The following is a 20,960-nucleotide window of genomic DNA, read 5'->3' as shown; positions in this document are numbered from 1 at the left end:
GACAGATGATTTGGCTTACCAAACGTAGGTCACCAGCGCTTCAGGCGCCGCCGTGGCGCTGAAGTCGATCGACATCATCACGCTCAGCGAGGTGATGGCGACGATGGAGAACACGAACAGTTTACGCGCCCAGACGCTGTCGTTTTCGGTTTTATAACCGCGCAGCGCCATGCCCAGCCACCATACGCTCACCGCCGCAGCGACGATCAGGTATTTGTAGCCGGCGTAGCCCACCAGGGTCAGCATCAGCGTGGCGATCATAAATGCCAGGATGTAGACCGTGATGTGGTTCTTGGCGACGGAAATGCCTTTCACCACCGGTAGCACCGGAATGTTGGCCGCCTGGTAATCTTTAAAGCGGAAGATAGCGATCGCATAAGAATGCGGCATCTGCCACAGGCTAAAGATAGCCAGCAGGATCAACGCGCCGGCGTCGAACTCGTTGGTGACCGCGCAGTAGCCGATAACCGGCGGCGCGGCGCCCGACAAGCTGCCGATCAGCGTGCCGTAGACCGAATGACGTTTCATGTACAGGCTGTAAACGCCGACATAAACCACGAAGCCCATCACCGCCAGCCACATGGCCAGCGGGTTGGCCGCGATATACAGCAACGCGAAGCCCGCAATACCCAACACGGTCGCATAAACCAGGGTGACACTCGGCGCGATCAGGCCTTTTACCAGCACCCGATTCTTCGTTCTCTCCATTTTCTTGTCGATATCGCGGTCGATGTAGTTGTTAAACACACAGCCCGACGCGACCACCAACGAGACACCCACCAGGGTGGCGAGAAACAGGGGATAGTCGATGCTCCCTTTGGAAGCGAGCAGGAATCCCCCAACGACAGAAATTAAATTGCCGAAAATAATTCCTGGTTTAGTGACTTGCAGGTATTGCTTAATCATCACGTGCAGCTCAGCTCTTAATCGACCATCATATTGATGTTGAGGTTGTACATAATCCAGAGTGAACCTACAACAACGATACCGATGATCATAGCGGTGAACAGCAATGCCACCAGGTTCCAGCGCTCTTCCGATGAGGTGTTCATGTGCAGGAAGTAAACCAGGTGAACAATCACCTGGATAACCGCCATACCGACAACAACCGCCAGGATGGTGGAATGAGAGGCAGTGCCGTTCATTACCATCGCAAATGGAATTACCGTCAGGATGATCGACAGGATAAAGCCGATCAGGTATGACTTCACGCTGCCGTGGCTTGCGCCGCCGTGAGAGGTTTCATGGGATGAATGGCTCATTACATAACCCCCAGCAGGTAGACAACGGTAAATACGCAGATCCAGACCACGTCCAGGAAGTGCCAGAACAGGCTCAGGCACATCAGACGGGTTTTGTTGGTCGCGGTCAGGCCGAACTTGCTCACCTGAATCATCAGCACGATGATCCAAATCAGGCCGGAAGTCACGTGCAGACCGTGGGTGCCGACCAGCGCGAAGAAGCTGGACAGGAACGCGCTGCGATCCGGCCCGAAGCCTTCGGCGATCAGGTGATGGAATTCATAGATTTCCATCGCCACGAAGCCCAGACCAAACAGGAAGGTCAGGAACAACCAGGTGTTTACACCGCCAACTTTACCCTTGTTCATGGCGATCATCGCCATGCCGTAGGTGATGGAGCTGAACAACAGCAGGAAGGTTTCGACCAGGACAAACTTCAGGTCGAAGATGTCTTTGCCTGAGGGACCGCCAGCGGTCCCGTTCACCAGGACTGCATAAGTCGCGAACAAGCTCGCAAACAAAATACAGTCGCTCATCAGGTAGATCCAGAATCCGAAGACTTTGGTCTCTCCCGCGTCGTGGTGCCCATGCTCTGCATGGGCTGCGTTATGATTGGTCAGAGTTTCAGTTGACATGGTTCACGCCTGCTTTACGGATTTGTTCGTAGTGTTGGTTCTCAATGCGCTCGATTTCATCAACCTGCACATAGTAGTCAACATCGTGATCGAAGCTCTTGCCGATCCAGACAACGATCATACCGATGAAGCCGGCCAGAGCCATCCACCAGATTTCCCAAATCATTGCGAAACCGAATACCAGGCTGAAGAAGGCGATGATAACGCCGGCGCCGGTGTTCTTAGGCATATGAATCGGTTCGTATTTAGCCGGTTTCTTATAAGCTTCGCCTTTTTCTTTCATGTCCCAGAATTCATCGCGGTCATGAATCTGCGGCACTACGGCAAAGTTATAGAACGGCGGTGGAGACGAGGTTGACCACTCCAGAGTACGAGCACCCCATGGGTCACCGGTCAGATCGCGGTTTTGTTCGCGGTCACGGATACTGACGAAGATCTGGGTCAGCTGGCACAGGATGCCGCAGGCGATCAACGCCGCACCGCCGGCTGCAACCAGCAGCAGAGGGTGGAACTCAGGGTTGATGTTCTGGCTGATACGACGGGTCATGCCCATAAAGCCCAATGCGTACAGCGGCATGAAGGCGGTGAAGAAGCCGATGATCCAGAACCAGAACGCGCGGATGCCCCATTTTTCGTTCAGCGTGAAGCCGAAGGATTTCGGGAACCAGTAGGTCAGGCCCGCGAAGCAACCGAACACCACGCCGCCGATGATGACGTTGTGGAAGTGTGCGATCAGGAACAGGCTGTTGTGCAGCACGAAGTTCGCGCCCGGCACCGCCAGCAGAACGCCGGTCATACCACCCACGGAGAAGGTGATGATGAAGCCAACGGTCCACAGCATTGCGGAGTTGAGCTTGATGCGGCCCTGATACATGGTGAACAGCCAGTTGAAGATTTTCACCCCGGTCGGGATGGAAATGATCATGGTGGCGATACCGAAGAAGGCGTTAACGTTCGCGCCGGACCCCATGGTGAAGAAGTGGTGCAGCCAGACGATGAACGACAGAACGGTGATCGCGATGGTTGCCCATACCAGTGAGGTATAGCCGAACAGGCGTTTTCTGGAGAAGGTCGCGGTGACTTCGGAGAATACGCCGAACACCGGCAGAACCAGAATGTACACCTCTGGGTGACCCCAGGCCCAAATCAGGTTGATGTACATCATCATGTTGCCGCCCATATCATTGGTGAAGAAATGGGTGCCCAGATAGCGATCCAGGGTCAGCAGCGCGATGGTGACGGTCAGAATTGGGAAAGAAACGATGATCAGGACGTTGGTGCACAGCGCCGCCCAGGTGAACACCGGCATCTTCATCATAGGCATGCCAGGGGCACGCATCTTCAGAATGGTGGCGAAGAAGTTCACGCCGGTCAGCAGGGTACCCAGACCGGAAATCTGCAGACTCCAGATCCAGTAATCGACCCCGACGCCAGGACTGTACTCTTTACCCGACAGCGGCGGATACGCCAGCCAACCGGTCTGAGCGAACTCACCGACCCCCAGGGAGATGTTGATCAGCACCACGCCCACCACGAAGAACCAGAAGCTCAGGGAGTTCAGGAACGGGAAGGCGACGTCGCGCGCACCGATTTGCAGCGGCACCACGACGTTCATCAGGCCAACCACGAAAGGCATCGCCATGAAGAAGATCATGATGACGCCGTGCGCGGTGAAGATCTGGTCGTAGTGGTGCGGCGGCAGGAACCCGGCTTCACCGGCGGACGCCAACGCCTGCTGGCTACGCATCATGATGGCGTCGGCAAAGCCGCGCAGCAGCATGACCATCGCCACGATGATGTACATGATACCAATTTTTTTATGGTCGACCGAAGTCAGCCATTCGCTCCACAGCCACTTCCATTTACCGAAATACGTCAGCAGCGCCAGCACTGCCAGGCCCCCGACAATAATTGCGGCTACGGTGACCATGATGATCGGTTCGTGGTACGGAACCGCATCAAGTGTTAATTTTCCCAACATCAGTTATTCCTCGGCTCCGGCGTGAGCAGCATGTTCACCCATGTCCATACCTTGGCTCATGTCCATGCCTTCGTGCGCGCCAGCGCCCTTGTGCATATCCATGTCGCCCATGAATTTGGCAATTGTTTCTTTGAACAAATTCGGTTTGACAGCGGCAAAGTACTCAACCGGGTTGTTTTCACTCGGCTCTGCCAGTTTGTTAAAGTCGTCGGTGGTGTTCAGGTTTTTAGACGATGCCTTCACCTTGGCCACCCACTGATCGAAGTCGCCTTCGGTCGGGGTAACGATCGCGGTGAATTTCATACCGGAGAAGCCTGCGCCGCTGTAGCTGCTGGAGATGCCTTTGTAGGCACCGGCTTCGTTGCCGATCAGGTGCAGTTTGGTCTGCATGCCGGCCATCGCATAAATCTGTCCACCCAACTGCGGGATAAAGAACGAGTTCATTACCGAGTTAGAGGTGATCTTGAATTCGACTGGAACATCTTTCGGGAAAGCCAGCTCATTAACGGTCGCAATGCCTTGTTCCGGGTAGATGAACAGCCATTTCCAGTCGAGCGACACCACTTCGATCGTCATCGGCTTCTTGTCGGTGACAATCGGCTTGAACGGATCGAGTTCGTGGGTGGTCTTCCAGGTAATGGTGCCAAGGATGGCGATGATAATGATAGGAATGGTCCAGACGACCGCTTCGATCTTGTTGGAGTGGGCCCAGTTCGGACTGTACTTGGCGTCTTTGTTGGAAGCGCGATACTTCCAGGCAAAGGCGAACGCCATGAAGATAACTGGCACCACTACGATCAACATCAATGCGATTGCAGTGATAATCAGTGTCCGTTGCTCAACACCAATTGCTCCTTTGGGATTCATCAAAACCATATCGCAGCCACTGAGCAATACAGTGCCTGCGATTAATGACAGCATCCCAATACTTTTATTGTATTTCTTAAGTCTCATCTAACGACCTCAATAACAAAGGCTCAATTGTCGTTTCATGTGTGCGGGCATTTTACGGGAAGGTTGCAGTACTGTAAACATGCTTAAGGGAGTGTCAGCGGCTTGTTGACACTTTCTGTTAAGGGGGTCACAGATGTAACCCTGCGTGACAATTTACCAATGACAACAACGCGTTGGCACGCTGAATCGTGACGAGCAGCCCGTATGTTAAGGAAAACTAAAGGTATGATGAATTTGGCGAAGAAATGCGCGGCGGGGAAATACGCAGAAAAGGTTTATTTAATGTAAAATAATTGTGTCTTAAAGGTGAATTTAATTTTATTTCCGAGTGCGGCAGTCGGATAAAAAAATAATTTCCGCGCCGATTATCTTTTTTTACCGAAATAAATATACCCCCGGATCGCTTTTTTTTCGGCCGGTGAAATCACCGGCCGGTCAGATTATGCCAAACGGGTGCGGCGCAGGGCGAGGTAATCCAACGTACTGCCCATGGCGACGCCGAGCAGGCTCAGCGCGGCGCCGACCTGCAGCAGCCGATCGGCCAACTGCGGGGCCTGCGTCCAATCCAGCGCATTGGTGATAAGCAACAGCAACCACAGGCCCAACAGCGAACAGCCTAGCGTCAGCAAGCGCAGCGCCCAACGGTAAGATTCTGAAAACTCGGTGCGCGGCATAAAATTGCCATGCTGCTGGGTGTGCTCCAGCGTCTGACGACAGATACCGAGCAGCAGTAAGCCGGGCAGGGCAGCGGCGATAGAGAACAGGTAGAATAACGGCCAACCGTGGGCTTCAACGAACCAGCCGGCGATCGGGCCGACATAGACGCGCCCTACGGCGGACAGCGCCGACAGCAGCGCGAACTGGGTGGCGGAGAACGACCGGTTGCACAGCGTCATCAGCAGCGCCACGAAGGCCGCGGTGCCCATGCCGCCACACAGATTTTCGAGGAAGATGGCGCTGCCCATGGTGAGCAGGCTCTTGTCGGTCACCGCCAGGATCCAATACCCGAGATTGGAGACCGCCTGCAGGACGCCGAACAGCATCAGCGCGCGGAACAGGCTGAGACGCTGCATCAGCACGCCGCCGAACAGGGCGCCGACGATGGTCGCGAACAGGCCGAGGGTTTTGTTCACCAGCCCGACTTCACCGGCGTCGAACCCCACGCCGCGGATCAGGAAGGTGGTACTCAGGCTGCCGGCGAAGGCGTCGCCCATTTTGTACATCACGATCAGCAGCAGGATCAGCCAGGCGTTGTTGCGGCCGAAGAAATCGCGCAGCGGCGCGACGACCGCCTGTTCCATGGTGCGCGGCGCCGGGATGCTTTCATCCGGCTCCGGCGCCAGCAGCGTGGCGGCCACGCCGATCAGCATCAACCCGGCCATTAGCCAGTAGGTGGCTTGCCAGCCGAAATAGCGATCCGCCAGCCACAGCGCCAGGCCGCCGGAAACCAGCATCGCCAGCCGATAACCCAGCACCGAGATCGCCGCGCCCGTGCCGCGTTCTTCGGCTCTCAGCAGATCGGTTTTATAGGCGTCGAACACGATATCTTGCGAGGCGGAGCAGAACGCCACCAGCACCGCCAACGCCGCCAGCCACCATAGGTGCTGCGCGGGTTGCATAAAGCCCATCGCCACAATCGCCGCCACCAGCAACAGCTGGCTGATCAGCAGCCAACCGCGCCGCCGCCCGAGAAGCGGCGGGGTATAGCGGTCCATGAACGGCGACCAGAGGAATTTGAAGACGTAGGCCTGGCCCACCAGCGAGAAGATGCCGATGGTTTTCAGATCGATATTTTCGACGGTCATCCAGGCTTGCAGCGTGCCGGAGGTCAATGCCAGCGGCAGACCCGACGCGAAGCCCAGCAGCAGCAGAATGGCGGAGTTACGCTGGGTGAAGATGTTCAGATAGTGTTTCGACATGAGTTCCCTGTCTGCGCCGCCCGATCCGCCGGGCGGCACAAGGCGCGGCGATTAACGCGCGTTTTGCTTGATGAAATCGTTGACGCTGGTGTCCTGAGCCATGTCGGCGATCACGTCGCCCAGCACGGAGTTGACGGCGTCGGTGATCTTCTCGTTGGTCGCCGTGAAGGCGCCCTGCACGTTATAGGTCGAGCGGTAATTCTTCACCTGCTTGTTGCCGTTCTTCGCTTGGGCGATGATCGAAATGTCGGCTTTGGTGGTGATGTTGTAGCGCAGGTTACCTTCGGATACGTCCGCGTACAGATTATTGACGACGATTTGCAGCGCCACCGGGCCGTCGGCACCGATCATGTAGCCGCGTGCGCCCATCTGTTTCTCCAGCACTTCCTGCAGCAGGAAACGCAGATCGCGCGATGGCGTCAGCGTGACCAACTGGCCGTCGCGGTTCACCTTGGCCAGCGCCTGGTCGGTGCGCTGATCCGCGCCGTTGATGCTGACAGTGATGCCCTGCAGGGTAGGATCCTGCTGCGGCAGAACGATTTTCGGCGTGACGTTCAGGGTGTTGCTGCTGGTCGCGCAGCCGGCCAGCAGCAGGGCGGCCAGCAAAGGAAGACAAAGTTTCTTTAACATGTTTTCTGTCTCATTCTCGATGGATTTAGCAATAATCAGAGCGGGATAGCCGACAACAAATTGCCGACATCATAGCATCGCCGCCGTGCGGTGGAAGCGCGGAAGGCGCCTGAGTGACAAATTTTTACCTGCCGTTGATAAAAACACGCTTTTTTGGCCCGCTCAATCGGATAATCCCCCAAGCGGCGGGGATGGCGCTCATCATTTGACCGCAGAAAAGAGAAATTTGTCCCGGCGATGGTCTAAACGGGGGAAAACCGGCTAATATTGAACTAGATGGGCACGGTCCTCTGCCGGTGTTGTAAGGAGATCCTATGATTCGCGAGCAAATAGAAGCAAAGTTAAGGGCGGCGTTTGAGCCCGCGTATCTGGAAGTCGTTGATGAAAGCTATCGTCATAACGTTCCGGCGGGTTCAGAAAGCCATTTCAAAGTGGTATTGGTCAGCGATCGCTTCGTCGGCGAACGTTTTTTGACGCGCCACCGCTCCATCTACGGCGTATTGTCGGAGGAGCTGGCGGACGGCGTACACGCGCTGGCGCTGCACACCTATACGCTCAAAGAGTGGGAAGGTCTGCAGGATACCGTGCCGGCCTCGCCGCCGTGCCGCGGCGCCGGCACGCTGGCCTGAGGGGGAAATTTTCAGGTATCAGTGGAACTTTGCCCTTGAATTAGGGTATTACTACTGACGAATTTTGAAACGGCCTGCGGGCCGTTTCTGTTTTTGACGACGACACGGCCGACGCGCAATGTGGCCAACGTTCGGTCTGTTTTGGCGGCCTTTGGGCGATCGAATCGGCAAAAGTGTGAGTTTTAGCGCGCCTGCGCCGCCTAGCTTTCCTCGACTCGCCACGCATGCGCCGCTATAATGTCGCGTCTTATTTTTCCGGAATGGTTTCGGGACGCTTCTGTCATCAGGGAACTCGGTTCTTATCTGTAGCCGTCCTGGTTCTTGGAACGGAGTTGACCGAGCACTGTGATTTTTTTGAGGTAACAAGATGCAAGTTTCAGTAGAAACCACTCAAGGCCTTGGGCGCCGTCTCTCTATTACTGTACCGGCTGATACTATCAAGCAGGCGGTGAAGAAAGAGCTGATCAACGCAGCGAAAAGCGTGCGTATCGACGGCTTCCGCAAAGGCAAAGTGCCGATGAACATCGTGGAACAGCGTTACGGCGCCTCTGTTCGTCAGGACGTGCTGGGCGAAGCGATGCAGCGCAGCTTCGTTGACGCGATCATCAAAGAAAAGATTAATCCGGCTGGCGCACCAAACTACGTGCCGGGCGAGTACAAAGAAGGTGAAGACTTCACTTTCGCCGTTGAATTCGAAGTGTATCCAGAAGTTGAGCTGAAAGGCCTGGAAAACATCGAAGTCGAAAAACCCGTAGTTGAAGTGAACGACGAAGACGTCGACGCGATGCTGGATACCCTGCGCAAGCAGCAGGCCACCTGGAAAGAAACCGATCGCGCGGCGGAAGCTGAAGATCGCGTGACCGTTGACTTCACTGGTTCTATCGACGGTGAGGAGTTCGAAGGCGGCAAAGCGTCCGACTTCGTGCTGGCAATGGGCCAGGGCCGCATGATCCCAGGCTTCGAAGAAGGTCTGGTCGGTCACAAAGCGGGCGAAGAGTTCTCCATCGACGTGAACTTCCCGGAAGACTACCACGCGGAAAACCTGAAGGGCAAAGCGGCCAAATTCGCTATCGTGCTGAAGAAAGTTGAAGAGCGCGAGCTGCCGGAACTGACCGAAGAGTTCATCAAGCGTTTCGGCGTGGCGGACGGTTCCGTTGCCGGCCTGCGCACTGAAGTTCGCAAGAACATGGAGCGCGAGCTGAAAGGCGCCGTGCGTAACCGCATCAAGTCTCAGGCGATCGAAGGCCTGGTGAGCGCGAACGAAATCGACGTGCCTGCTGCCCTGATCGACGGCGAAATCGACGTGCTGCGTCGTCAGGCTGCACAGCGTTTCGGCGGCAACGAGAAGCAAGCGCTGGAACTGCCACGTGAACTGTTCGAAGAGCAAGCGAAACGCCGCGTAGTGGTTGGCCTGCTGCTGGGTGAAGTGATCAGCACCAACGATCTGAAAGCTGACGAAGACCGCGTGAAGACGCTGATCGAAGAAATGGCCTCCGCCTACGAAGATCCGAGCGAAGTCATCGAGTTCTACAGCAAAAACAAAGAGCTGATGAACAACATGCGCAACGTGGCTCTGGAAGAGCAAGCGGTTGAAGCCCTGCTGGCGAAAGCGAAAGTGACTGAAAAAGCCACTACCTTCAGCGAGCTGATGAACCAGACTCAACAGGCGTAATGCCGGCGTGCCGGGCGCGATGAACGGCGCCCCCGGTTTCGCCTGGCGAACCGGCGCACGATGAAAAAGCCCGCAACCTCAGGTTGCGGGCTTTTCTTTTTGCCACGTTGCTGATTAATCTCAGGTTAAGCGGGATAATATGCACTATATTTACCCTGTTGCCTGGGGGAACTGGCTGGCATGATAACGGTCAGAATAACGGCATCGTTTCCGGCGCGCGGAGAAAATCGGCCTCTGGGCTTGAAATCGCGCCGGGCTCCCCCAATCTGTAAAGAATAATTCTGGGGCTGTTTGCCAAAGTGCGCGGGATAAAACAACCGTCGGGTACGTGCGGCGCGGGTCGAATGCTTGAGCATAGTCATCATGGCCGTTCTCAAGTAGAATCGGCGTATTAGGGTGACACCCTGGCCGCCAAGGCAATTTCTATTAGGAGACGGTAATGTCATACAGTGGCGAACGAGATCAATTTGCACCGAACATGGCGCTGGTGCCGATGGTGGTAGAGCAGACTTCACGCGGGGAGCGTTCTTACGACATTTATTCCCGCCTGCTGAAAGAGCGCATCATTTTCCTGACCGGCCAGGTGGAAGATCACATGGCCAACCTGATCGTGGCGCAAATGTTGTTCCTCGAAGCGGAAAGCCCGGAAAAAGACATTTACCTCTACATCAACTCGCCGGGTGGGGTAATTACCGCGGGCATGTCGATTTACGACACCATGAAGTTCATCAAGCCGGACGTCAGCACCATCTGTATGGGCCAGGCGTGCTCGATGGGCTCCTTCCTGCTGACCGCGGGCGCCAAAGGCAAACGTTTCTGCTTGCCGAACTCGCGCGTGATGATTCACCAGCCGCTGGGCGGCTACCAGGGCCAGGCGACGGACATCGAAATCCACGCGCGTGAAATCCTGAAGGTGAAAGCGCGCATGAACGAACTGATGGCCGAGCATACCGGCCAGCCGCTGGAGCAGATCGAGCGCGATACCGAGCGCGATCGCTTTATGACCGCGGACGAAGCCGTGGAATACGGCCTGGTTGACGGCATTCTGACACACCGCAGCTAGAACCACGCGGCGCCGATGGACTATAGTAATCAGAGTGGGCAGGGGCTCGTTCTGTTGCGGTCCCTCGGCGTTCCCGATATGAGTTTGGGCGCACTGCCGCCGTGATTTTCCTGCGGGACAAGACTAAAGAAGAGGTTTGACTGATGACAGATAAGCGCAAAGACGGTTCAGGAAAGCTGCTGTACTGCTCTTTTTGCGGCAAAAGCCAGCATGAAGTGCGTAAGCTGATTGCCGGGCCGTCAGTGTATATCTGCGATGAATGTGTCGATCTGTGTAACGACATTATTCGCGAAGAGATTAAAGAAGTTGCCCCGCATCGTGAGCGCAGTGCGCTGCCGACGCCACACGAAATTCGCCACCACCTGGATGACTACGTCATCGGCCAGGAGCAGGCGAAGAAAGTGCTGGCGGTTGCGGTGTACAACCACTACAAACGCCTGCGCAACGGCGATACCAGCAACGGTATCGAGTTGGGCAAGAGCAACATCTTGCTGATCGGCCCGACCGGCAGCGGCAAGACTCTGCTGGCGGAAACGCTGGCGCGCTTCCTGGACGTGCCGTTCACCATGGCCGACGCCACCACCCTGACCGAAGCCGGTTACGTGGGCGAGGACGTGGAAAATATTATCCAGAAGCTGTTGCAAAAATGTGACTATGACGTGCAGAAAGCGCAGCGCGGCATCGTTTATATCGATGAAATCGATAAGATTTCCCGTAAGTCCGACAACCCGTCGATCACGCGTGACGTCTCGGGTGAAGGCGTGCAGCAGGCGCTGCTGAAGCTGATTGAAGGCACCATCGCCGCGGTTCCGCCGCAGGGCGGGCGCAAGCATCCGCAACAGGAATTCCTGCAGGTCGATACTTCCAAGATCCTGTTTATCTGCGGCGGCGCATTTGCCGGCCTGGATAAGGTGATCGGTCAACGCGTCAACACCGGCTCCGGCATCGGCTTCGGCGCGACCGTCAAGGGCGAGTCCGAGAAGGCTACCGAAGGCGAACTGCTGCTGCAGGCCGAACCGGAAGATTTGATCAAGTTTGGTCTGATCCCTGAGTTCATCGGCCGTCTGCCGGTGGTGGCGACCCTGAGCGAGCTGAGCGAGGACGCGCTGATTCAGATCCTGAAAGAGCCGAAGAACGCCCTGACCAAGCAGTATCAGGCGCTGTTCAATCTGGAAGGCGTGGAGCTGGAGTTCCGCGACGAAGCGCTGAACGCCATCGCCAAGAAAGCCATGGCGCGCAAAACCGGTGCCCGCGGCCTGCGTTCCATCGTGGAAGGCGCGCTGCTCGACACCATGTACGATCTGCCGTCGATGGACAGCGTAGACAAAGTGGTGATCGACGAGTCGGTGATCGCCGGCCAATCCAAACCGCTGCTGATTTACGGCAAGCCTGAAGCCCAGGCGTCTGGCGAATAATTAGCCAGTTAAACCAGCGCGTTATCAGTAAAATGGGGGATTTCATCCCCCATTTCTTTTTCCTGCATTCTTGCCGTTGAATGTAAGAGATTCATCCCCATATACTCATTAACCAGATTTTATGAAACGTTAGATGCTTGCGTCTCATGAGATTCCCCCTCAACCTGGCGGAAATTAAACTAAGAGAGAGCTCTATGAACCCTGAGCGTTCCGAACGCATTGAAATCCCCGTTTTGCCATTGCGCGACGTGGTGGTTTATCCGCACATGGTGATCCCGTTATTTGTTGGCCGGGAAAAATCGATTCGGTGCCTCGAAGCCGCAATGGATCACGATAAGAAGATCATGCTGGTGGCACAGAAAGAGGCCTCAACGGATGAACCTGGCATTAACGACTTGTTCTCGGTCGGCACCGTAGCGTCGATCCTGCAGATGCTGAAGCTGCCGGACGGCACGGTAAAAGTGCTGGTCGAGGGGCTGCAGCGCGCACGCATCACTACGCTGTCCGACAGCGGTGAGCATTTCGCCGCGCAGGCGGAATACCTTGAGTCGCCGGCTATCGACGAGCGCGAGCAGGAAGTGCTGGTGCGCACCGCGATCAATCAGTTTGAAGGCTATATCAAACTGAACAAAAAAATCCCGCCGGAGGTGCTGACTTCACTCAACAGCATCGACGACGCCGCGCGCCTGGCGGACACCATCGCCGCCCATATGCCGCTGAAACTCAGCGACAAGCAGTCGGTGCTCGAGATGTCCGACATCACCGAGCGTCTGGAATACCTGATGGCGATGATGGAGTCGGAGATCGACCTGCTGCAGGTTGAGAAACGCATCCGTAACCGCGTCAAGAAGCAGATGGAGAAGAGTCAGCGCGAGTACTATCTGAATGAGCAGATGAAGGCGATTCAGAAAGAACTGGGGGAGATGGACGACGCGCCGGACGAGCACGAAGCGCTGAAGCGCAAGATCGATGCGGCGAAAATGCCGAAAGAGGCGCGCGAAAAAACCGAAGCGGAACTGCAAAAGCTGAAGATGATGTCGCCGATGTCGGCGGAAGCGACCGTGGTGCGCGGCTACATCGACTGGATGCTGCAGGTGCCGTGGAATGCGCGCAGCAAGGTGAAAAAAGACCTGAACAAGGCGCAGGAAGTGCTCGATACCGATCACTACGGCCTGGAGCGCGTGAAAGATCGCATCCTCGAGTACCTCGCGGTACAGAGCCGCGTCAGCAAAATCAAGGGGCCGATCCTGTGTCTGGTGGGGCCGCCGGGCGTGGGTAAAACCTCGCTGGGGCAGTCGATCGCCAAGGCGACCGGTCGCCAGTACGTGCGCATGGCGCTGGGCGGCGTGCGTGACGAAGCGGAAATCCGCGGTCACCGTCGTACCTACATCGGTTCGATGCCGGGCAAGCTGATCCAGAAGATGGCCAAGGTGGGGGTGAAGAACCCGCTGTTCCTGCTGGATGAGATCGACAAGATGTCTTCCGACATGCGCGGCGATCCGGCCTCCGCTCTGCTGGAGGTGCTGGATCCGGAACAGAACGTGGCGTTCAACGACCACTACCTGGAAGTGGATTACGATCTGTCCGACGTGATGTTTGTCGCCACCTCGAACTCGATGAACATTCCTGCGCCGCTGCTGGATCGTATGGAAGTGATCCGCCTGTCGGGTTATACCGAGGACGAGAAGCTCAACATCGCCAAACAGCACCTGCTGCCGAAGCAGCTCGAGCGCAATGCGCTGAAAAAAGGCGAGTTGACGGTCGACGACAGCGCCATCATCGGCATTATTCGCTTCTATACCCGCGAAGCCGGGGTGCGCAGCCTGGAGCGTGAAATCTCCAAACTGTGCCGTAAAGCGGTGAAAACGCTGCTGATGGACAAGAAGCGCAAGCACATCGAGATCAACGGCGACAACCTGAAGGATTACCTGGGCGTGCAGCGCGTCGATTACGGCCGTGCGGATACCGAAAACCGCGTGGGCGAAGTCACCGGGCTGGCGTGGACGGAAGTGGGCGGCGATTTGCTGACCATCGAAACCGCCTGCGTGCCGGGCAAAGGCAAGCTGACCTACACCGGTTCTCTGGGTGAAGTGATGCAGGAATCGATTCAGGCGGCGCTGACCGTGGTGCGCGCGCGCGCGGAGAAATTGGGCATCAACGCCGATTTCTACGAGAAACGCGACATCCACGTGCACGTGCCGGAAGGGGCGACGCCGAAAGATGGCCCGAGCGCCGGTATCGCGATGTGCACCGCGCTGGTCTCCTGCCTGACCGGCAACCCGGTACGCGCCGATGTGGCGATGACCGGCGAGATCACGCTGCGCGGCCAGGTGTTGCCGATCGGCGGCCTGAAAGAGAAACTGCTGGCGGCGCATCGCGGCGGCATCAAAACCGTGCTGATCCCTTACGAGAACAAGCGCGATCTGGAAGAGATTCCGGACAATGTTATCGCCGATCTGGAGATTCATCCGGTGCAGCGAATCGATGAAGTTTTGAACATTGCGTTGCAAAACCCGGCCTTCGGCGCACTGCCGGTAGCGGCAAAATAGTGACGAATCGCAAAAACCATTGATAAAACTTATACTGGCAAGCCATTTCGGACTTGCCAGTATTTTTTTGTACCGCTAAGTTAGATCTCTGTCGGCCCGCGTTTTGTCACCCAGTCGGTGGCTTGCCAAGGTTCGATGGGATTGATATAACAGCTGCGCTGTCGCAACCGTAGGGATTTTTCGGTGCGACGATAGAATTCTAGAGGGGATGATAGAGTGAATAAGTCACAACTGATCGACAAGATTGCCGCAGGTGCTGATATTTCCAAAGCGGCAGCGGGACGTGCTTTAGACGCAGTAATCGCTTCCGTTACCGACTCCCTGAAAGCAGGGGATGACGTGGCTCTGGTAGGTTTCGGTTCCTTTACCGTGCGTGAACGTTCGGCCCGTACCGGCCGCAACCCGCAAACCGGTAAAGAGATCAAGATCGCGGCAGCCAAAGTACCTGCCTTCCGTGCAGGGAAAGCGCTGAAAGACGCTGTAAACTGATTTAGCGTCTAACCGTTTAGCGTAACAGGGTTTTGTAATAAACAATCACCTGACGCAGCGGTGCTGGTAAGGTAAGATACAAGGCGCATCGGACTGATGCGCTTTTTTTATTTTTGTCGCAGGGAACGCGCCTGCGCAAGGGTTGTTAATCCACATCACAGCGGAGTGTTGTCACACTATGATGGACAATTTACGCGCGGCTGCCAATCACGTCGTGCTCAAAATCATCCTGGCCCTGATCATCCTGTCATTCGTTCTGACCGGGGTGGGTAACTACCTGATCGGCGGCTCCGGCGATTATGCTGCGAAAGTAAATGGTCAGACGATCGAACGCGCTCAGCTGGAACAGGCTTTCCAAAGCGAGCGCAGCCGCATGCAGCAGCAGCTGGGTGACCAGTTCTCTGCGCTGGCCGGCAACGAAGGCTACATGCAGCAGATGCGCCGTCAGGTGTTGTCCCAGTTGATCGACAACATGCTGCTCGACCAGTATGCCAAGAAGCTGGGCCTAGCGGTCAGCGACGATCAGATCAAGGACGCCATCCGCAAGGCGCCTTACTTCCAGACCAACGGCCAGTTCGATAACGCCAAATATCTCGATCTGATTGGCCGCATGGGCTACACCGCCGACAACTTCGCGCAGTCGATGCGTCAGCAGTTGGTCAATCAGCAGGTGATCCAGGCCTTCGGCGAGTCCGGTTTCGTGCTGCCGTCTGAATCGCAAGCCATGGCGGCGCTGGTGCTGCAGGAGCGCGACGTGCGCCTGGCGACCATCGATTTGAAAGCGCTGCAGGCGAAACAAAGCGCCGGCGACGACGAACTGAAGGCGTATTACGATCAGAACAAGAACAGCTTCATCGCCCCGGAGCAGGTGAAGGTGAGCTATATCCCGCTGGACGCCGCGTCCATGCAGGACAAGGTGAAAGTGAGCGAAGAGGACATCAACGCTTACTACGACCAGCACAAGAGCAGCTACGGCCAGCCGGAGCGTAAAAACTACAGCGTGATCCAGCTGAAAACCGAGGCGGAAGCCAACGCGGCGCTGGACGAGCTGAAGAAGGGCGCCGATTTCGCCACCCTGGCGAAAGAGAAATCCACCGACATCATCTCACGCCGCACCGGCGGCGAGCTGGGTTGGCTGGAGCCGGAAACCACCGCCGACGAACTGAAGCAGGCTAACCTGACCGAGAAAGGGCAGCTGTCTGGCGTAGTGAAATCCTCCGTCGGCTACCTGATCGTGCGTTTGAACGACATCGAACCTGAGAAACTGAAACCGCTGAGCGAAGTGCATGACGCCATCGCCAAGCAGGTGCAGCAGGAGAAAGCGGTAGACGCCTATTACGCGCTGCAGCAGAAGGTGAGCGAAGCGGCGACCAGCGACAACGAATCTTTGGCCTCGGCTGAGGAAGCGGCCGGCGTGAAAGCGGCGCAAAGCGACTGGTTCACCCGCGACAACATCCCTGCCGCGCTGAACTTCAAACCGGTGGTGCAGGCGATCTTCGACGGCTCGCTGATCGGCGAGAACGGCGCGCCGGGCAGCAACTCCGACGTGATCACCGTAGACGGCGACCGCGCTTTCGTGGTGCGCGTGAGCGGCCACAAGCCGGAAGGCATCGAACCGTTCGACCAGGTAAAAGACCGCGTGGCGGAACTGGTGAAACGCAACAAGGCGCTGCAGGCAGCGAAGCTGCAGGGCGAGAAGCTGCTGGTTGAGCTGAAGCAGGGCAAGGGCGACGAAGCGATGAAAGCCGCCGGCCTGAGCTTTGGCGCCGTGCAGAAGATGGCGCGCGCGCCGGAAGACAGCCAGCTGGTGGAGAGCGTGTTCGCGCTGCCGCGCCCGCAGGACGGCAAGCCGGTGTACGGCATGTCGCAGGATCGTCAGGACAACGTGGTGCTGATTGCGCTTGATGCGGTGAAGCCAGGCACGCTGCCGGAAGACGAAATGAAAACCTTCGTCGGCAAGATGGAAGAGGGCGCGACCGGCGTTTCCTTCGATTCGCTGCTGGCGAGCCTGCGTAAAGAAGCCAAGATCAAAATGGGCGCCGCTGAGCAACAGCCTCAGTAATCGCCGCATTTTTCTGCAACGCAGTGCAACAAACAAAGGCCGCTTTCGCGGCCTTTTCCATATCTGACATCCGTCGATTGCTGAATATTCGCCGCCGCGGCAAGGTAGCCGTGCTGTCACACACAAGGAGGATACAGCATGCAATATTCAGAGAAAAAAGCGTTTTTCGGTTACCGTCGTCACGTTAACGCCGCGCTGACCGCGCTGTTGTTATGCCTGGCCGGGCCGGCCGCCGCGGTGGAAAAAAACGAGGCGCCGATGCTCTCAACACCGGCGAGCCATGGCGGACAATCGGTGATGACCAAGGCAACCGAAGAGGCGGCGGTCAGCATCAATCAGGCCACTGCCGAACAACTGGCCGCCGCCTTGAGCGGCGTCGGCCTGAAGAAGGCGGAAGGCATCGTGCGCTATCGCGAACAGAACGGGCCGTTCACCCAGGTTGAGCAGTTGCAGGAGGTGCCGGGCATCGGGCCGGCGCTGTTTGAGAAGAACCGCACCCGGCTGAAAATGTGATCCCGGTCGCGGCTGCGTGGCAAAATGGCGCTGAGGCCGTGACTCCTCTGCTACATTTTACAGGTCTTACCAGTTTGGCGCGTTGACCAAACGGGCGAGGGAGCCAGCGCGGCTCCCTCTTTCTGTAATCACCAGGCAGGAGCGATCGTTCCCTATGCAAACCTTTATCAAAGTTCGCGGTTATCACCTTGATGTCTACCAGCACGTTAACAATGCCCGCTATCTGGAGTTTCTGGAGGAGGCGCGCTGGGAGTGGCTGGAAAACGAGGCAGGGTTCCGTTGGATGACGGAAAACAACATCGCTTTCATCGTGGTGAACATCAATATCAATTACCGCAGCCCGGCGGTATTGGGGGATAAGCTGCGTATCGACAGCCAGATGGTGCAGCTCAACGGCAAGAGCGGGGTACTGAGCCAAAAGGTGACGCAGGATCCGGCGGGGACGCCGGTGGCAGACGCGCTGCTGACTTTCGTGTGCGTCGATCTGAAAACGCAGCGTGCGCTGCCGATCGAAGGAGAATTGCGCGAGCACCTGGAGGCGCTCACGCTGAAGGAGAATCCGCAGTAAGCTCACGGGCGGCATAGGCTGCCGCCGTCACTGCCCTCAGGCCAGGCCGGCTTTCTGTTTCAACGCCGCCATCACTTCCGCCTGGTTGGCCCGGTACTGCGTCAGGCCATTGGCGCGCAGGTTGCAGGCGGCGCACTCGCCACAGCCGTCACCCTTGATGCCGTTGTAGCAGGTCAGCGTATCCTGGCGTACGCGATCCAGCTGGTGGTAATAATCCGCCAGTGCCCAGGTCTCGGCCTTGTTCAGCCACATCAGCGGCGTTTCGAAGCGGATATCGCGGGCGATGCCCAGCGTCACCGCCTTGTTCAGCGCTTTAACGAACTCGTCGCGGCAATCCGGGTAGCCGGAGAAATCGGTTTCACACACGCCGGTGATCACCGCTTCCGCTTCGACCTGGTAGGCGTAGATCGCCGCCAGCGTCAGGAACAGGATGTTGCGGCCCGGCACGAAGGTGCTCGGCAGCGCATTTTTCTGGTTGGGATCGTAGGCGGGAACCGGAATATTGTCGCGCGTCAGGCTGCTGACGGCCAGCTCATTGAGCAGCGTTACGTCCAGCACCTTGTGCGCCTTGGCGCCGAGGGCTACCGACAGCTCTTGAGCCACTTCAATCTCGGCGCGATGGCGCTGGCCGTAATCGAACGTGACGCAGTGAACTTCGTCATACTGTTGCAATGCCTGTATTAAGCAGGTCGTGGAGTCTTGTCCACCGCTGAAAACGACAACCGCGCGCTTCATAAAATCACCTTTTTGGGCTTTGGCCTCTCCCGATACACATTCGGGCGGCAGGATAAAAATTGCGTTGCGGCGACAATAGTAGCAGAAAGGGCCGTCAGACGCAGGGCGGTTCGGTTCAGGCCGCTCCGTCGTCCACCGGCGGCGGCAGCCACGCCTGGCAAAAATCGAACCAGCCGTGGGCGGTCAGCGTGACGCCATGCATGCGCGGCGGCGCGCTGATCTGATACTGGTAGTGAAACAGCGGCGTGATGATGGCGGCGGCCATCAGCTTTTGATAATAGGCCTGCAGCCGTGCGAAACGCGGTTGCTGCGCCTGCAGCTGCTGGATCCGCCGCAGCGTATCCTGTTGCTGATGCCAGCGGCTTTCCGTCAGGATGCCGCGCCACAGCGTATCCTGCCGCAGCCAGCTCTCCAGCGTCGCCTCCGGCGCTTCGCCGATCAGGTTGTCCGCCAGCAGCAGATCGGCCTGGGCGATTTGCTCCTCGCTTTGCCAGCGCTTGCCGGCATAGTAACGCACTTCCAGCTCGCAGCCGTGCTGCGCGAGCAACCGCTTTAGCGCGGCCGTCACCGTTTCCAGCTCGACCGGCGGCCGATACAGCAGCGTCAGCCGGGCGGGCAGGGCGACATCCTCTTCGACCTGTTGGCGGGGGATGCGCCAGCCGGGCAGCATTTCATGGCTGGGGGTGATCACACTGTTGGGGATCGGCAGATGGCTCAGCAGGCCGGACTGCTGGATCAGCATCAGCAGCTTTTGCCCCTGTGCTTCGTTCAGCACGCCGTGGCGCAGGTTCAGCGCCAGATAACACCAGCCCAGGCTCATGCTGCGCTGCACCGGCCGGGCCTGCGCTAAATCGTCTTGCTGGCCTATGGTGATGCGCACCGGATGCTGGCAACTGGTGTAGGTGCCGGCGGTAGGTAAATCGGGGGTGATCCAGTATTCGATGGTATCCAGATACGGATGCTGCAGATGATAACCGGCGTGCTGTTCCAGCCGCACCAGTTGCGGCTCATTCAGTGTCAGCTTGAACGGGCCGGCGCCGATGGCCGGCAGCTCCGGGTGAGTCATCAGGCAAGGCAGCTCCGCCAGCCGGTGGGCCAGCCAGTAGTCCGGCAGGTGCAGATCGAACTGAATACACAACGGATGCGGCAGGCTGATGCGCGCGACGTTGGCCAGGCTCGGTTGGCTGCGCGGATGGCGCTGCAGTTTTTCCAGCGTTTGCAGCAGTTGGTGGCCGGTCAACGGTTCGCCGTTGTGCCAGCGCAGCTGGCTGCGCAGAAAGAAGCGCCAGCGCAGGCCGCGATCGCTAATCTGCCAATGGTGCGCCAGATCGGGCTGCGGTTCCGGGTTACCGGTCATCAGGCGCGTCAGTCCGGCGTGCAGGGTCGACACCAGATGTTGTTCGGCGCGGCCGGTCAACGTGAGCGGGTCGAGCGCTTCCAGCGTGCGGTAATAGGGAATGCGCAGCGTCGGGCTGCCGGCCTGCCATTGCCCGCCGAGGTGCGGGCTGAGCAGATCCTGCAGGTGCTGCGGATCGAGCTGCGCCATCTCCAGCGCCCCCTGATGATTGCCCTGTTGCAGCAGCTGTTGAAGTAGCTGCGCGCGCAGTTCATCCGGGGTTTTCAGGCAGTGCAGGCGAGCGCGCTTACCGCGGCCGGGCTGCGAATGCCAGCTCAGCCAGCCCTGATCCTGCAGCTGCTGCACCAGCGTGCGGGCATGGCGTTCGCTGCAGTAGAACATCGCCGCCAGCTCGCCGATGGTCACGGCGACCGGCGCGCTGCCGAGCTGTTGATACAGGCGTTGATATTGGCTGAGGCGGTGAACCAGGCGCATGGGCAGAAATCCGGAACAGTTTTCTCAAATTGTTCACTATTACTTCCGCAAATGCCATCCCATACTGCAGTGAT

18 protein-coding genes are annotated in these 20,960 nt (G+C 57.6%); 9 read left to right on the top strand and 9 right to left on the bottom strand.

What is annotated here, in order from left to right:
- Positions 1 to 15 precede the first annotated feature (15 nt).
- From cyoE to ACJ8OK_RS09245, 7 genes are all read right to left on the bottom strand, one after another.
- Complete coding sequence (cyoE, locus tag ACJ8OK_RS09275) at positions 16 to 906, bottom strand: heme o synthase (RefSeq protein WP_015376842.1); 891 nt, start codon at positions 904 to 906, stop codon at positions 16 to 18.
- Positions 907 to 923: 17 nt separating this feature from the next.
- Positions 924 to 1,262 (bottom strand): cytochrome o ubiquinol oxidase subunit IV, encoded by a 339-nt coding sequence (locus ACJ8OK_RS09270; protein ID WP_004940369.1) that lies wholly within the window; start codon positions 1,260 to 1,262, stop codon positions 924 to 926.
- On the bottom strand, positions 1,262 to 1,876 hold the full coding sequence (locus ACJ8OK_RS09265; RefSeq protein WP_004940367.1) for a cytochrome o ubiquinol oxidase subunit III: 615 nt from the start codon (positions 1,874 to 1,876) through the stop codon (positions 1,262 to 1,264). Before ACJ8OK_RS09265 ends, ACJ8OK_RS09270 begins: the two co-directional genes overlap by 1 nt.
- Positions 1,866 to 3,857: a cytochrome o ubiquinol oxidase subunit I gene (gene cyoB, locus ACJ8OK_RS09260; RefSeq protein WP_004940366.1), complete on the bottom strand. Its 1,992-nt coding sequence runs from the start codon at positions 3,855 to 3,857 to the stop codon at positions 1,866 to 1,868. The genes ACJ8OK_RS09265 and cyoB overlap by 11 nt, the downstream gene beginning before the upstream one ends.
- A gap of 3 nt (positions 3,858 to 3,860) precedes the next feature.
- Positions 3,861 to 4,811 carry a cytochrome o ubiquinol oxidase subunit II gene (gene cyoA / locus ACJ8OK_RS09255; protein ID WP_004940365.1) on the bottom strand — a complete coding sequence of 317 codons (951 nt, stop codon included), beginning with the start codon at positions 4,809 to 4,811 and terminating at the stop codon, positions 3,861 to 3,863.
- A 440-nt stretch (positions 4,812 to 5,251) separates the two neighbouring features.
- A complete protein-coding gene (gene ampG / locus ACJ8OK_RS09250) occupies positions 5,252 to 6,730 on the bottom strand; it encodes a muropeptide MFS transporter AmpG (RefSeq protein ID WP_442530547.1) in 1,479 nt (492 codons plus the stop codon).
- A 51-nt stretch (positions 6,731 to 6,781) separates the two neighbouring features.
- On the bottom strand, positions 6,782 to 7,360 hold the full coding sequence (locus ACJ8OK_RS09245) for a lipoprotein (RefSeq protein WP_033634001.1): 579 nt from the start codon (positions 7,358 to 7,360) through the stop codon (positions 6,782 to 6,784).
- 314 nt (positions 7,361 to 7,674) lie between these two features.
- Between ACJ8OK_RS09245 and bolA the strand changes: the two genes are divergently transcribed.
- The 9 genes from bolA to ACJ8OK_RS09200 all read left to right on the top strand — a co-directional run bounded on the left by bolA (position 7,675) and on the right by ACJ8OK_RS09200 (position 18,320).
- Positions 7,675 to 7,989, top strand: coding sequence for a transcriptional regulator BolA (gene bolA, locus ACJ8OK_RS09240; RefSeq protein WP_004940361.1), 315 nt, complete (start codon positions 7,675 to 7,677; stop codon positions 7,987 to 7,989).
- Positions 7,990 to 8,356: 367 nt separating this feature from the next.
- Positions 8,357 to 9,661: a trigger factor gene (gene tig / locus ACJ8OK_RS09235; protein ID WP_031300019.1), complete on the top strand. Its 1,305-nt coding sequence runs from the start codon at positions 8,357 to 8,359 to the stop codon at positions 9,659 to 9,661.
- Positions 9,662 to 10,100: 439 nt separating this feature from the next.
- Positions 10,101 to 10,724 carry an ATP-dependent Clp endopeptidase proteolytic subunit ClpP gene (gene clpP, locus ACJ8OK_RS09230; protein WP_015376845.1) on the top strand — a complete coding sequence of 208 codons (624 nt, stop codon included), beginning with the start codon at positions 10,101 to 10,103 and terminating at the stop codon, positions 10,722 to 10,724.
- 143 nt (positions 10,725 to 10,867) lie between these two features.
- Entirely contained in the window at positions 10,868 to 12,139 is a 1,272-nt protein-coding gene (gene clpX / locus ACJ8OK_RS09225; protein WP_004940354.1) for an ATP-dependent protease ATP-binding subunit ClpX, read from the top strand.
- 194 nt (positions 12,140 to 12,333) lie between these two features.
- A complete protein-coding gene (gene lon / locus ACJ8OK_RS09220) occupies positions 12,334 to 14,688 on the top strand; it encodes an endopeptidase La (RefSeq protein ID WP_004940352.1) in 2,355 nt (784 codons plus the stop codon).
- A gap of 216 nt (positions 14,689 to 14,904) precedes the next feature.
- Entirely contained in the window at positions 14,905 to 15,177 is a 273-nt protein-coding gene (gene hupB, locus ACJ8OK_RS09215; RefSeq protein ID WP_004940351.1) for a nucleoid-associated protein HU-beta, read from the top strand.
- Between the two features lie 178 nt (positions 15,178 to 15,355).
- On the top strand, positions 15,356 to 17,239 hold the full coding sequence (gene ppiD, locus ACJ8OK_RS09210; RefSeq protein WP_442530546.1) for a peptidylprolyl isomerase: 1,884 nt from the start codon (positions 15,356 to 15,358) through the stop codon (positions 17,237 to 17,239).
- Positions 17,240 to 17,377: 138 nt separating this feature from the next.
- Positions 17,378 to 17,752, top strand: a complete 375-nt coding sequence (locus tag ACJ8OK_RS09205) for a ComEA family DNA-binding protein (RefSeq protein ID WP_004940345.1) — start codon at positions 17,378 to 17,380, stop codon at positions 17,750 to 17,752.
- 154 nt (positions 17,753 to 17,906) lie between these two features.
- The gene (locus ACJ8OK_RS09200; protein WP_025301769.1) at positions 17,907 to 18,320 is read left to right on the top strand and encodes an acyl-CoA thioesterase; all 414 of its coding nucleotides are present in this window, start codon (positions 17,907 to 17,909) and stop codon (positions 18,318 to 18,320) included.
- Between the two features lie 36 nt (positions 18,321 to 18,356).
- Here ACJ8OK_RS09200 and queC read toward each other — a convergent pair whose 3' ends face one another.
- Positions 18,357 to 19,055 carry a 7-cyano-7-deazaguanine synthase QueC gene (gene queC / locus ACJ8OK_RS09195; RefSeq protein ID WP_004940343.1) on the bottom strand — a complete coding sequence of 233 codons (699 nt, stop codon included), beginning with the start codon at positions 19,053 to 19,055 and terminating at the stop codon, positions 18,357 to 18,359.
- A gap of 115 nt (positions 19,056 to 19,170) precedes the next feature.
- Positions 19,171 to 20,886 (bottom strand): SgrR family transcriptional regulator, encoded by a 1,716-nt coding sequence (locus ACJ8OK_RS09190; protein ID WP_442530545.1) that lies wholly within the window; start codon positions 20,884 to 20,886, stop codon positions 19,171 to 19,173.
- Positions 20,887 to 20,960 lie beyond the last annotated feature (74 nt).

The sequence above is a fragment of the Serratia sp. CY71090 genome, from assembly GCF_052166845.1.
GTDB classification, from domain to species: domain Bacteria; phylum Pseudomonadota; class Gammaproteobacteria; order Enterobacterales; family Enterobacteriaceae; genus Serratia; species Serratia nematodiphila.
Note: the sequence above shows the minus strand (reverse complement) of the source record. Positions and strands in the feature narration are given on the sequence as shown.